Annotated in this window: 9 protein-coding genes; 5 read left to right on the plus strand and 4 right to left on the minus strand. The window is 55.5% G+C overall.

Features of this window, described 5'->3' with window-relative positions:
* The first annotated feature begins 36 nt into the window (after nt 1–36).
* Complete coding sequence (locus FGI04_RS06480; protein WP_342701076.1) at nt 37–534, plus strand: hypothetical protein; 498 nt, start codon at nt 37–39, stop codon at nt 532–534.
* Between the two features lie 141 nt (nt 535–675).
* Here FGI04_RS06480 and FGI04_RS06485 read toward each other — a convergent pair whose 3' ends face one another.
* Nucleotides 676–2,715, minus strand: a complete 2,040-nt coding sequence (locus FGI04_RS06485) for a methyl-accepting chemotaxis protein (protein ID WP_407336456.1) — start codon at nt 2,713–2,715, stop codon at nt 676–678.
* Nucleotides 2,716–3,031: 316 nt separating this feature from the next.
* On the opposite strand from FGI04_RS06485, the gene FGI04_RS06490 reads away from it, so the two are divergent.
* The gene (locus FGI04_RS06490; protein WP_407321506.1) at nt 3,032–3,322 is read left to right on the plus strand and encodes a putative hemolysin; all 291 of its coding nucleotides are present in this window, start codon (nt 3,032–3,034) and stop codon (nt 3,320–3,322) included.
* A 71-nt stretch (nt 3,323–3,393) separates the two neighbouring features.
* Here the strand turns inward: FGI04_RS06490 and FGI04_RS06495 are convergent, their stop codons facing one another.
* Nucleotides 3,394–4,386 carry a 2-hydroxyacid dehydrogenase gene (locus FGI04_RS06495; protein ID WP_342701073.1) on the minus strand — a complete coding sequence of 331 codons (993 nt, stop codon included), beginning with the start codon at nt 4,384–4,386 and terminating at the stop codon, nt 3,394–3,396.
* 221 nt (nt 4,387–4,607) lie between these two features.
* Nucleotides 4,608–6,161, minus strand: a complete 1,554-nt coding sequence (locus tag FGI04_RS06500; RefSeq protein ID WP_342701072.1) for a methyl-accepting chemotaxis protein — start codon at nt 6,159–6,161, stop codon at nt 4,608–4,610.
* 306 nt (nt 6,162–6,467) lie between these two features.
* Here FGI04_RS06500 and FGI04_RS06505 point away from each other — a divergent pair, with 306 nt between their 5' ends.
* Together FGI04_RS06505 and FGI04_RS06510 are read left to right on the plus strand one after the other, a co-directional pair.
* Complete coding sequence (locus tag FGI04_RS06505) at nt 6,468–9,071, plus strand: YdbH family protein (RefSeq protein WP_407339930.1); 2,604 nt, start codon at nt 6,468–6,470, stop codon at nt 9,069–9,071.
* Nucleotides 9,072–9,112: 41 nt separating this feature from the next.
* A complete protein-coding gene (locus FGI04_RS06510) occupies nt 9,113–9,346 on the plus strand; it encodes a YnbE family lipoprotein (RefSeq protein ID WP_016942440.1) in 234 nt (77 codons plus the stop codon).
* A 159-nt stretch (nt 9,347–9,505) separates the two neighbouring features.
* On the opposite strand, the gene FGI04_RS06515 is transcribed toward FGI04_RS06510, so the two are convergent.
* Nucleotides 9,506–10,111 carry an FMN-dependent NADH-azoreductase gene (locus tag FGI04_RS06515; protein WP_342701070.1) on the minus strand — a complete coding sequence of 202 codons (606 nt, stop codon included), beginning with the start codon at nt 10,109–10,111 and terminating at the stop codon, nt 9,506–9,508.
* A 377-nt stretch (nt 10,112–10,488) separates the two neighbouring features.
* Between FGI04_RS06515 and hrpA the strand changes: the two genes are divergently transcribed.
* Nucleotides 10,489–14,376, plus strand: coding sequence for an ATP-dependent RNA helicase HrpA (hrpA, locus tag FGI04_RS06520; protein ID WP_407336458.1), 3,888 nt, complete (start codon nt 10,489–10,491; stop codon nt 14,374–14,376).
* Nucleotides 14,377–14,391 lie beyond the last annotated feature (15 nt).

Consider the following 14,391-nt stretch of genomic DNA (forward strand, 5'->3'; position numbering starts at 1 on the left):
CGGGCTGAAACTGTTGGCGAAAAGAGAACAATACCCATGAAGAAACTGCTTCTGGCCGTAGCGGTCACGGCGATGTTGTCAGGATGCTCGGTATTCCGTACCAAGACAACGAGCCTGAACAGTACATTTATCTCGCCGTATTACTTTACCTACGATACGAGCCATGTGTTGAAGGGCCAGACTAACTGGGTGGATTCTGTCTATTTGACCGGTAACCCGGCACGCTGGGATGAAATTCGCGGTACGTATAAGGCAGCATTGCCGAAAATTACCCTTAACTACCGGGTGGAACCTGCCGATGGTGGGTATCGGATCACCTATAACGGGATGGTGAATTATCTGCTGTCGGCCCGGCATGGTGTTGAGAATGGCAAAGACATGATTGAAGGCGAGAGCGTGCGGCAGTTCCTCATCCCACAGCGTAGTGCCGTGGTGAGCATGGACAAAAAGGCGATGCTGACGCTGACCGATGACATCAAGGTGGAAGTGTCACTGGCAGAAAAAGTCGAGATGCATTCGATTGAGGATCGTTAACCCGCGAACGAGGGCAACGGCATGATGCCGTGACGGTGCATCATAGCTTGATTTACCATCATGGTTTGACTGATCAACCGGCGTCCTTGCCGGTTTTTTTATTACTGAGTAGCGCTGCTGTCTGATGACAAACCGGCTGACTCAGAAGCTTTCCCAGTCCTGCTGGTTCTGGCGACGGTTGTGGTTTAACGACAGTGTGGCCTGATTCAATGTAGCCTGACTCGATGTGGATAACGAATTGCGGGGGCTGGCCGTCAAGGCGGTACGGGGCAATAACGGCTGTCTATCTAACTGTTTATTTCCTAAATATTTATTATCTAACCGTCGATTCTCTAACGGTTGATTATCCTGCGTTAGCCGGAAATGGCTCACCAGTGTTTCCAACTGTACGGATTGTTCCTCCAGCGAGCTGGCGGAGGACGCGGATGCTGTAACCAGCGAGGCGTTTTGCTGGGTGGTGACATCCAGTTCACTCACGGCACTGGCGATCTGTTCGATTCCACGGCGCTGTTCATCCGACGCTGCGGCGATATCACCGATAATGTCGTTGACGCGAGAAACTGAGCGCAGGATTTTCTGCATCGCGTCACCGGCTTCTGAGGCCAGCATGGAGCCGGTATCGATACGACGAACCGAATCGGTGATCAGATCCGCGATTTCACGTGCGGCCTGCGCGCTGCGTTGTGCCAGATTGCGCACTTCGCCTGCGACGACGGCGAAACCTCGCCCTTGTTCTCCGGCACGCGCGGCTTCCACAGCGGCGTTAAGCGCCAGAATATTCGTCTGGAAGGCGATGCTGTTGATAACGTCGGTAATATCGGCGATTTTTTTCGAACTGACGGCGATGTCGTTCATAGTATTGACCACGTTTTGTACCACGTCACCACCGGTTTGAGCATCTTTGGAGGCTTCCGCCGCAATCTGGCTGGCGTGGCGAGCGTTGTCGGCGTTGTTTTTCACCGTTGAGGTCAGCTGTTCCATGCTGGCGGCGGTCTGGACGACAGCGGCGGATTGTTGCTCGGTACGGGACGACAGTTCATGGTTGCCGTGGGCGATTTGTGCGGCAGACGCTGCTACGTTGCTCACGCTATCACGGATGTTGCCGATCATCTGACGCAACCGTTCGGTCATCCCGGCCATGGCGGTAGTCAACTGGCCCAGCTCATCATGACGTGTGGTTTCGATACGGGCGGTCAGGTCGCCGCTGGCGATGCGCTCTGCCAGTACCAGATTGTGGGATACCGGTTGGGTAATCTGGCGGGTGATATAGCGTGACACCAGTAGGCCGAATACCAGTGCCAGTAGGGCGAAGGCCGCCGTACCGGTGATGGCGTTGTTGGTCAGTGTGGTGTTGATCTCATTCAGGCGCTTGATGACCTCTTTGGCGATATTACTGACGTTGTCGCCGTCGGTTTTCACCGCGGCTTCCGCGTTCGACAACGTCTGGTACGCCGCCAGGTCATTTTCCGCACCGGTTTTCAGGTTAACGACATTTCCCCAGAATGCATCCAGCGCGGCTTTTTTGTCGGCAGGAAATTGTGCGGCAAGGTCGCGATAGTTTTTTTCGAGATCGCCAAAACGGCTTTGCAGCATATTCAGCGCAGCGGGAGTATGTTCAATCACTACCGCATCGGCCGTTGCTTTGTAAGATGCGACCGCCAGGATGAAATCCATGGCTTTTTCCCGGTCGTTATCGGATGGAAACGTGATGGTTGTCAGGCTGCTGCGAAAGCGGGAGAGGGCGGCATCGACTGAAATACCGTTAAACTGGGTGTAGGCGTCGCTAAGCGCGTGTTTGGCGCGCGCCATTTCACTGATGGACTGCTGCAAGGCAATCTGGTGTTTCTGCATCTGGGCCAGCGGCTGCCTGAACTCGCTTTCACGGTATAACTGGTTACCCTGTTCAAGGTTTTTAGCCAGGTCATTGTTATAGCTGAGCATGGTGTCGTAAGGCTCATTGTCATTGCTGACGAAATACTTTGTTCTGGCAATTTTGACCTGAAAAATATCCATGATGACGGTATGCATCAGGTCGTTCTTGCCGTCGTACGCTTTGATGGTTGAAAAACGGTAAATACTCAGTGCTGAGGACATAACCACTAAAAATAAAATGATGGCAAAACCCAGATACAGCTTGGTTGAGACATGCATGTCAAAAAAACGTTTTCTCACAGGTGCCATTATCTACTCCCGTTGGCAATTAGGCTGATTGATTACCAGCCTAACCATTAATCGACCAACGAATGGCTGTCTTTATTCACTGAAAAATAAGGACATATAATTTATCACCCTGACAATAATTGTATTTGTTACTTACCGTGAGTAAAAACATGAGAGGCAAAAATGGGGGCAACCGATGACGTTTTACGCCATAAACAGCGCTTGAAAAGAGAAGTAAATAGGACTATGCCGTATTCCCCTATTTAGCGATAAAATGGACGGATTGCTTCTCACATTCATGCTTTCTCACACTCACGATATAGGAGTCGACAAGAATATGATGATGCCGCAATGGCTGGTGGTGGGCACGGCGCTGATGCTGGTGGTCTGTAGTAGCGGATGTAGTGGCGGACAATCTGAATCGACGCAAATGCAGGAGTCGGTCGCGCCGCAACGGGCGGCCTGGCAAGGGCAGGAGACCCCGGCCGCGGTGAACTGCACGCTGGCCGGTGGGCGCATGGGGGTTTCGCGCCAGTTGAGTGGGGCCAGCATCGGTACTTGCCTGTTGGCGAATGGCAAGCGCTGCGACGAAACCTCATTAATGAACGGTCATTGCCCGGCGGGGTGATCCCGGCGAGTCATTCGGCAGGTAAGCAAGCAGGTAAGTAAACCGGCAGCATGACGCCACCGGCAGTGTGATCACGAATTGACCTGATTGGGGCAGGGTACGCCTTCGCTAAGTTGTTGGATGTTGTGCAAGGTGGTGTCGGCGATGCTGGTCAATGCTTCTTCTGTCAAAAAGGCTTGATGACCGGTAAACAGCACATTGTGGCAGGCCGAAAGCCGACGGAACACGTCATCCTGAATCACGTCGTTGGATTTGTCGGTAAAAAACAAGTCACGTTCGTTTTCATACACATCCATGCCCAGCGACCCGATTTTCTGCTGTTTGAGCGCGTCGATGGCGGCCTGAGAGTCAATCAATCCACCCCGGCTGGTGTTGATGATCATCACGCCATTTTTCATGCGTGCAAACGCATTCTGGTCGAGCAGGTGATGGTTTTCCGGTGTCAGCGGGCAGTGCAGTGAAATCACGTCTGAGCGGGCATACAGGGTATCGAGGTCGACATACTCTGCGCCCAGTTCCAGTGCGAGTGGATTCGGGTAAGGGTCGTGTGCCAGCAGCGTCATGCCGAATCCTTTAAGAATACGCAGGGTGGCGATACCAATTTTCCCCGTGCCAATAATCCCCGCCGTGCGCTGGTACATGTTGAATCCAATTAACCCTTCCAGTGAGAAATTGGCATCGCGGGTGCGCTGATACGCGCGATGAATGCGGCGGTTGAGGCTCATCATCATGCCTACCGCATGCTCTGCTACCGCTTCCGGTGAGTAGGCCGGTACACGCACCACCCGAATTCCCAGTTCGCGGGCTGCTTCCAGGTCGACGTTGTTAAAACCAGCGCAGCGTAACGCCAGGATATTGATGCCGGTATTCGCCAGCTCGGTCAGCACCTCACGCCCGGCTTCATCGTTGACGAAAATGCAAACCGCGTCGCATCCCGCCGCCATTTTGACGGTGCGCGGGCTCAGCATAAAATCGAAAAACTCCAGCTCATACCCGAACTGTTGGTTTACCTGTTCCAGATATTTGCGGTCGTATTGTTTGGTGCTGTAAATCGCCAGCTTCATGATGGTCTCTCCACAGGGTATTGTCGGTTGCGCATCTGTCATAGGTGGTTTTATCACCTGCCGTGATGATGGCAACCAGAATAAGCTAGCAGAAAACCATAAACAGACAAACTGTTACTACCATCATGATAACGGGATGAAAACGTCAGGGCGGCGGTATGGTTGAAAACAACAAAAAAGGAGGGGTAATTTCCCCTCCTTCATGACAAGGATGGTGTGACTTACTTTGAGGCGCCGAATACCGAGATGGCTTGCGCCATGCTGGCGATCTGCTGCTGCAGGTGCCCGGTGGCGGAGTTGGACTGGCTCGCCAGCGCGGTATTCTGGTGGGTCAATTCGTCAATGCGATTGACTGCGTCATTGATCTGCTGCAGCCCCTGAGACTGTTCTTTAGTGGCCAGGCTGATGTCATTCATCAAGTGCGTCACTTCCTGCACTTTGACCAAAATGTTGTTCATCGAGCGGTTGGTGTGAGCCACTTGCTGGTCGCCGGCGCGGATGCTGGAGAGCGTATTGTCGATCAATGCCGCGATGTCCTTGGCGGAGGAGGCGCTGCGCTGCGCCAGCGAACGAACCTCACTGGCGACCACCGCGAAACTCTTACCTTGCTCCCCGGCATGGGCAGCTTCTACGGCGGCGTTGACAGCCAGAATATTGGTCTGGAATGCCAGATTATCCAACACGCTGATGATATCGGTGATGCGTTCACTGGCGCGGGTGATTGCATCCATCGTATTGGCAACCTCCGAAACGGCTTGCTCGCCGACATTGACGACCTGATTGACGTCTTGCGCATATTGCGAGGCGCGTAGCGACGCGTCGGCATTGCTTTTGATGGTCGCGGTAAGCTGTTCGACCGAAGCGGCGGTTTGTTGCAGGCTCTCTTCGGTTTTCTCGCAGCATTCGGCCAAAATGTGGTTACCTTGGGCGATTTCACTACACGCGGTTTTGAGTTCATGCAGGTTGACGTTGACGTCATCGACAAAGGTGCGGAAGTTCATGCCGGATTGATTGACGGCGCGCATTAGCATGCCTATCTCATCAGCACGGTTAAGCTGAGTCAGGCTGTTAGCCTGGCCGGACGCAGAGCGCATCGCTTGATCGAGGATCAGTTCCGTCGGTTTGGCGATATGCTGTACCAGCAGTTCACAGAACAGGCAGGCGCAGGCGATCAAGGCGGCAAACACGCCCCATACCAACGCCGTTTTCGGCAGCAGCGCGAAAGCGATAGCCAGCGGCATCAGCCCCAGCAGCCCAAAATAGCTGCGAATACGCCAGCGCAGCGGCATGGTTTTGAACATGCTCAACCATTTCAGCGGACCGGTATACACCACCAAACCGTGGTGAAAAGTGCGGTTTTTCAGGGTACCCTGATTCACCTGAGCATAGAGTGCTTCCGCCTGGCTGATTTCGTCTGTGGTAGCGGCAGTGCGTACCGACATATAACCGACCAGCTTGCCGTCGCGCTTTAGCGGCGTCGTGCTGGAGCGTACCCAATAGTGATCGCCGTTCTTGCGACGGTTTTTGACCACACCGGTCCAGATTTTTCCGGCTTTTAGCGTATTCCACATGTCCGCGAAGGCCGACGGTGGCATATCCGGATGGCGGATAATATTATGCGGTTGCTCCATCAGTTCTTCCGGCTCATAGCCGCTGACGTTGATGAAATCGGCGTTGGCGTAAGTAATGAGGCTATCAGGGGTGGTGACCGACATCAGTTTGGTGTTGGCATCCAGCGGATACTGACGTTGGCTTACCGGGTAATTTTTACGCATGAAGCATCCCTTTTTGCGATATTGAAGGGTAAAGCGAGTCCATATTGTCTAAATAATCAACAATGCTGATGAATCGATAATCCGGGCAGGAACGCGGTGTACGGGCGTCGCCACCGTGCCTGCCATCAGAGGCGGAGCGTAGTCAGATACTGCGCTTATGTAAAAATTTTATCATGATCAGGTAATTGGTATGTACGGATTTTGCTGGGTAATGTGAACTGAATGGTGACATTTAGCACATTAATCGTAACAATTCGCACTGAATGATAAAAATGATGATAGCCAGAACACCCTGAAACATAATCCATGCTGACGTTTATACGCTGTACCCGATGGCTGACCCTGCTGATCGTTGCGCTGCCGCTAGGGGGAATCATCGCCTGCCTGACGATGCCGCGCTGGTTGCCCGTGGTATTGCAGCCCTATCTGCCTGTCGGTGTGAGTGTGGCGTTGAATGACACGCCCGGCTGGCGTCAGGGGGGATTCTGGTTGCCCGATGTACAACTGCGTCTGGCATCGTGTCAGCCAGCGACGCTGTCCGGTTTGCTGGTGCGTTATCGGCAAGGGCGCTGGCACCTGGAGGCGCAAGCCTTGACGCTGGATGCGGCGTGTTTGCGGCAGTGGCCTGCCTCTTCCGCGATGACGGCACCTCGATTAGCGCAGTGGCAACAGTGGTTGCCGGAAACCGAATTGATTCTGCACCACGTTGCACTCACCCCCTGGCTGCCCGAGGCGGGAAGTCTGCAACTGTCTACCGACGCATCGCGCCAGCAACTCCGTATCCAAAGCGACCAGCTACAGGTGCAGGCCGAACTGCGTGGCGCTGAATTGACGCTACATCAAGGCCTGATGCGCACGGCACCGCAAGAAACACCGCTACAAATCAACGGTGCGATGCATCTGGCACCAACGCTTAACCGCCTGCCGCAACGGGGGGAGGTGCAAGGCGTCGGGTTACCATTACGGTTACCGGAACCGGCCAGTGCGGTGTTGCGCTGGCAGGGCAATCAGGGCGAGTTGACGGTCAGTGTAGCGTCAATGGACGAACCGCTGCTGACGCTGCCGTGGCGGATAAGTGATGGCAACCTGCGTATTCAGGACGGGCGCTGGCGTTGGCCGTATGCCAGCCAGCCGTTGACCGGCGGCGTTTCGCTGACATTGTATGATCTGTTGCAACCGCGCGATCCACTGCGGCTGGAAGCACGCCTCAATATCCTGACCCAGGGCCATCATGGCCGCGCTAACGCCGTGCTGTCGCTGGGACCCGGTTTGCTGGGGCTGACCGACAGCGATATGCGCTTCCAGTTTACCGGGCAAGTGAATTTGCCTGACTTGTCCATTTTCGCGTCATTGCCGGGTACCGTGAAAGGGGCGGTGCTTGATCCTACCGTGGCGTTGCTACCGGGCGCGCTGTTACGGGCCTGGGGAATGCCGCGTCCGGACGTGGAGCTAGAGGAAGCGCGTTGGCCGCTGGCGGGAATTCAGGTTACCCGACAAGGTGTGAGCGGCAGGTTACAGGCGATTGTCAACGTACGCGACCGGTACTGGGGGCGCTTTCGCTTGCACCTTGACGGTAAGGCGCAGCAGTTTTGGCCAGACAGCGGTGACTGGCGCTGGCGTTATTGGGGAGAGGGCGAGTTGCCGCCGTTGCAAGGCCGATGGGATATCGCAGGTCAGGGGCGCTGGCAGAACAATGAGATTGACGTCGAGTCGTTGTCCAGCGGTCTTAATCAACTGCGTTACGGCGTGGTGACGGTAGAACAGCCGAGGCTGACGCTGACCGACCCCCTGCGCTGGCGACGCGACCCCACGACGGGAACGTTGCGTGGCGCACTGAAATTGGCGGCGAAGCAGGTGAATTTTCACGGTGCTGGCACACTGCCCGCCACCGAACTGGCGCTGGATATTCATGGCCGCAATTTGCAGGATTTCCAATGGAATGGTCAGTTGCAGGCGCAGGCGGTCGGCCCTATTCGACTTAACGGTCGCTGGGACGGACAACGGCTGCGTGGTAACGGGTGGTGGGCGCCTCAGCCGTTACGGGTATTCCAGACATTGTTACCGCCACGTTGGCAACTGGCTATTCGTACCGGGCAGTTTTACGCACAAGCGGCGTTTTCCGCCGCTCGTGGACAGGGATTCCGCGCCGGGGGGCATTGGGTGGTGAAAAACGCCAGTGCCTGGCTGGAGGATGGCGAAGTCAGCGGGGTGAACTTTGTGCTGCCGTATCGCTTCGAAAATCATCGCTGGCAGTTGGGCATTTCCCGTCCGGTGGCGTTACGCATTAGCCGGCTCGATAGCCTGTTCCCGATGCAAAACGTCGATATACAACTGTACGGCTATTATCCTTACAGTGAGCGTCACCCGTTTACGCTGGCGCAGCTGGACCTGGATGTGCTGGAAGGGCACCTGTCGTTATCGCCGTTGCGCCTGCCAGCGCATGATTCGGCGATATTACGGCTACAAGGGATTGATATTGGTGAACTGGTGAGTGGCCTGAAGGTGAAGAAACTGTCGATGTCCGGCCGGGTGAGCGGCGTACTCCCGCTGAACTTCAGCCACCCGTCAATGCTGGTCAAAGACGGCAAATTCACCAATGATACGCCATTGACCATAGAGCTGGATTCGCAACTGGCGGACCAACTGGCGCGAAACAGTGTCGCCAATGCCACTGCTGTAGCCTGGTTGCGCTATCTGGAAGTGGGACGTTCCTGGGTGACGGTCGATATCAGTCAGAACGGAGAGTTGTCGCTGGTGTCGCGCATTACGGGGCAAAGCGTGATGAATGATCTGTCACGGCGTGACATTGTGCTCAATTATCGCCAGCAGGAAAACATCTTCCAGTTATGGCGCAGCCTGCGTTTTGGCGACAATCTGAAGGCGGCACTGGAACAACAGGTCGCTGAGTAATCGATGATGAATGGTAAGGTGATGAGCCGTAAGAGGACGAGATGAGAACAGCCTGTGTCGCGATAACGGCCGTGTTGCTAACCGGCTGCACCCCGCGCATTGAGGTGGCGGCGCCAAAGGAGCCGATTACCATCAACATGAACGTGCATATTGAACACGACATTCGTATTCACACGGATAAAGAAACGGCACAACTGCTCGATAGCGCCGGTAACCGCGCCGGTGAGCAGATAAAGAAAACCCAGGGTAGTAAAGGCGTCGTTATAGACGAGTAGTCGTTATAGACAAGTCATAAAAAAACGCCGTGTGCCATAAAAAGGAATAATCAGGCAACACGGCGGCGAGTATGAGGGTCATTAATTTGTTATATACCCCAAATCATTCACGTTGCAGGCCAGCCAACGCACCGGCAACGTGAAGAAGGACGGGGAGTATTATGCAGATGCCAACTGAGACAGCTGTTCTTTAGCATCAGCCACCGCTTTCTGAGCCATATCCGGGCCGTAAGCGATACCTTCCGCAAACACAAATTCGACATCGGTGATGCCGATGAAGCCCAGCATCAGGCGCAGGTACGGTGCGACCACATCGCTTGCGGTATCTTTGTGGATACCGCCACGGCTGGTCAGTACCACGGCGCGTTTGCCTTTCACCAGACCTTCCGGTCCTTGCTCGGTGTAGCGGAAGGTGACGCCAGCACGGGCGATAAAGTCGAAATAGTTCTTCAACTGGGTTGAAATGTTGAAGTTGTACATCGGGGCGGCCAGCACGATAACGTCGTGCGCCTGCAATTCGGCGATCAGAGCGTCGGACAGCGCCAGCGCGTCCTGCTGACGCGGGGTCAGCGGTTTGTCGGAAGGACGCATTGCACCAACCAGCTCACCATCCAGCACCGGTACCGGCTGAGCGGCCAGGTCGCGAACGGTAATGGTGTCAGCAGGGTGTGCTGCCTGCCAGGAGGCGGTAAAGTGGTCAGCCAACTGGTTGGATTGAGAGAAGTCAGCCAAAATGCTTGATTTCAGAACGAGTACTTTGCTCATTGCCTATTCCTTGTTAAGTGTGACAGAACGAACGTTGTCGTCGTATGAATGCATCATAGGTGTGTTATGGGCAACGGGATAGCGCAATATTTCGAGTTCTTTGTTCGATTTTATTGAATGAAGGGTGAGAGGGGTGAGAGATAGCGCGGCAGAATCCCTTTTGATGGCATATAGCCTGCGCCGTCAATGTGATACCATGCCGCCGCCCGAATTTGTGTTTTCGCCATGTTGCGCTGGTCATTATTTTTTCTGGTAACCGTTTTTTGGGGTAACCATCAGGCGATGCTTGCCGACCAGCGGCACCGGACAGCGGCCATAACCCATACGTGTTCGGTATGGCGACGCCCCCCCGGAATCAGACAGTAAGGAATTGCACCGTGACATCACCTCTCCATGCGTTAGAACCTCAACTTGATGCCTTAATGCTACGTGACCGGCAACGTTTGCGTCGCCGTTTGCAAGGCGCGATGAAAGTGGGGAATCCACAGGCACAGGTGGCGATTGCGCAGGAAATTGGTCAGGAGATTGACACGGCTCGCCTGCGGGTAGAACAACGCAGGACGTCGCTGCCGACCATCCATTATCCAGAGGCGTTGCCGGTCAGCCAGAAACGTGAGGCGATCCTCAGCGCTATCCGCGATCACCAGGTGGTGATTGTGGCCGGGGAAACCGGTTCAGGTAAAACCACCCAGTTGCCGAAGATGTGCCTGGAGTTGGGGCGCGGCGTGACCGGTCTGATAGGCCATACCCAGCCGCGTCGACTGGCGGCCCGCAGCGTGGCGGACCGCATTGCCGCCGAGCTGGAAACCCCGTTGGGCAGCACCGTGGGTTACAAGGTGCGGTTTAACGATCAGGTGGGTGACAACACGCTGGTCAAGTTGATGACCGACGGTATCCTGCTGGCGGAGATTCAGCAGGACAGGCTGCTGATGCAGTACGACACGCTGATCATTGATGAGGCCCACGAACGCAGCCTCAATATCGATTTTATTCTCGGTTACCTCAAACAACTGTTACCGAAACGTCCGGACCTTAAGGTGATCATCACCTCGGCGACCATCGACCCGCAGCGTTTTTCGCGCCATTTCAGTAGTGCGCCGGTGATCGAAGTGTCCGGGCGTACCTACCCGGTGGACGTGCGTTATCGGCCGGTGGTGGAAGAAGCGCAAGACAGCGACCGCGATCAGCTCCAGGCGATACTGGATGCGGTGGATGAGCTGTGTCACGAAGGGCCGGGCGATATTCTGGTGTTTATGAGCGGCGAGCGGGAAATCCGCGATACGGCCGATGCATTAAGCAAGCTCGATTTGCCGCACACAGAGATTTTGCCGCTGTACGCGCGTCTTTCCAGTCAGGAGCAGAACCGGGTATTCCAGTCTCACCACGGGCGTCGCATCGTGCTGGCGACCAATGTGGCAGAAACGTCGTTGACGGTACCGGGTATCCGCTATGTGATTGACCCCGGCACGGCGCGCATCAGCCGTTACAGCTATCGCACCAAGGTGCAACGCTTGCCGATTGAGCCGGTGTCACAGGCTTCCGCCAACCAGCGAAAAGGGCGTTGTGGCCGTGTGGCGGCGGGTATCTGTATCCGCCTTTATTCTGAGCAGGATTTTCTCTCCCGGCCCGAATTTACCGACCCGGAGATTCTGCGTACCAACCTGGCCTCGGTCATTTTGCAGATGACGGCGTTGGGGCTGGGGGATATCGCGGCCTTCCCGTTTGTCGAAGCGCCGGACAAGCGCAATATTCAGGACGGGGTACGGTTACTGGAAGAGCTGGGTGCGATTCACACCAGCGATGACGGCCGCTATCGCCTGACCCCGCAGGGGCGGCAACTGGCGCAACTGCCGGTTGACCCTCGTCTGGCGCGTATGGTGCTGGAAGCACGACAGACCAGCTGTGTACGTGAGGCGATGATCATTACCGCCGCGTTGTCGATTCAGGACCCACGCGAACGCCCGGTAGAGAAAAAGCAGGCGGCGGAAGAAAAACATCGCCGGTTTGCCGACAAAGAGTCCGATTTTCTGGCGTTCGTCAACCTGTGGGACTACCTGCAGGAACAGCAAAAAGCCTTGTCATCCAGCCAGTTTCGCAAGCTGTGCCGTAGCGACTACCTCAACTACCTGCGGGTGCGGGAATGGCAGGATATCTATACCCAATTGCGTCAGGTGGTAAAAGAGCTGGGCTTCCCGGTGAATAGCGAACCGGCGGATTACCGCAGCCTGCATTGCGCGTTGCTGACCGGGCTGTTGTCACATATTGGTCAAAAGGACGTCGATAAGCAGGAATTCAGCGGCGCGCGGAACACCCGGTTTGCCATTTTCCCTGGCTCCGGTTTGTTTAAGAAGCCGCCGAAGTGGGCGATGGTGGCGGAACTGGTGGAAACCAGCCGTTTGTGGGGGCGTATCGCTGCCCGCATCGAACCGGAATGGGTCGAACCGCTGGCGCAGCATCTTATCAAACGCAGTTATAGCGATCCGCACTGGGAAAAAGCGCAGGGCGCGGTGATGGCGCAGGAGAAGGTCACGCTGTACGGTTTGCCGCTGGTGGTCGCCCGTAAAGTGAACTATGGCGCTATCGACCCGGTGGTGTCGCGTGAACTGTTCATTCGCCACGCACTGGTGGAAGGCGACTGGCAAACTTCACACGGGTTTTTCCGGGCTAACCAGCAATTACGCCAGGAAGTGGAGGAACTGGAAAACAAATCCCGTCGTCGCGATATTTTGGTGGATGACGAGACACTGTTTGCGTTCTACGACCAGCGTGTGCCGCAGGATGTGGTATCGAGCCGCCATTTCGATAGCTGGTGGAAGCAGGCCGCCAAAGCCAACCCGGAATTGCTCAATTTCGAAAAGGCAATGCTGATCAAAGATGGCGCGGAGCGTGTCAGCGCGCTGGATTACCCGAACCATTGGCAGCAGGGTGAGTTGCGGTTACGGCTGACCTACCAGTTTGAACCGGGCGCGGATGCGGACGGCGTAACCGTGCATATCCCGCTGCCGGTGTTGAATCAGGTGAAAGAAGACGGATTCGAATGGCAGATCCCAGGGTTACGGCGTGATCTGGTGGTGGCGTTGATCAAGTCATTGCCAAAACCGATACGGCGTAACTTTGTGCCGGCACCTAACTACGCGCAAGCGTTTCTGGCGCGGGTCACCCCACTGGAAAAAGGGTTGCTGGAGGCGCTGGAGCGTGAGTTACGCCTGATGACCGGTGTCACGGTTGATCGCGAAGCCTGGCAGTGGGATCAGGTGCCCGATCATCTGAAAATTACCTTCCGGGTGGTGGATGAGAAAAACCGGACGCTGCGGGAAGGCAAGCAGTTGCGAGCGCTGAAAAATCAGTTGCAGGAGAAGGTGCAACAGACGTTGTCGGCGGTGGCGGATGACGGCATCGAGCAACGCGATTTGCACATCTGGAGTTTTGGCGATTTACCGGAGCGCTACGAACAAAAACGGAGCGGTTATGCGGTAAAAGCCTATCCGGCGCTGGTGGATGAAAAAGACAGCGTGGCAATCCGTCTGTTTGATTCGCCGCACCAGCAACAACAGATGATGTGGCGTGGTCAGCGCCGTCTGTTGCTGCTGAATATTCCGTCACCCATTAAATACCTGCACGAGAAACTGCCGAATAAGGCCAAGTTGGGGCTGTATTTCAACCCTTACGGCAAGGTGCTGGAGCTGATTGACGATTGCATCGCCTGCGGTGTGGACAAATTGATGGAACAAGCCGGTGGCCCGGTGTGGCAGGAAGCGGCGTTTCGACAGCTGCACGAACGTGTGCGGGCGGAACTGAACGATACGGTGGTGGATATCGCTCGTCAGGTGGAGCAGATCCTCACCACGGTGTTCAACATCAATAAACGGTTGAAAGGCCGGGTGGACATGGCGCTGGCACTGGCGTTAAGCGACATCAAAAGTCAGTTGAGCGGGTTGGTATTTCGCGGTTTCGTGACCGATAACGGCTATAAGCGGTTGCCGGATGTGCTGCGTTATCTGCAAGCCATTGAGCGTCGGCTGGATAAACTGGCGCAGGATGTTCACCGCGATCGGGCGCAGATGCTGAAAGTCGAGCAGGTGCAGCAGGCCTGGCAACAGTGGCTGAATAAGCTGCCGCCGGAACGACGCGATGATGATGACGTGAAAGCCATCCGCTGGATGCTCGAAGAGTTGCGTGTCAGCTATTTTGCCCAACAACTGGGCACGCCGTATCCCATTTCTGATAAACGCATTATGCAGGCGATGGATCAGATAGACGGGTAACGCGGATAGCGGGAT

Source organism: Dickeya ananatis (assembly GCF_019464615.1).
Lineage (GTDB): Bacteria > Pseudomonadota > Gammaproteobacteria > Enterobacterales > Enterobacteriaceae > Dickeya > Dickeya oryzae.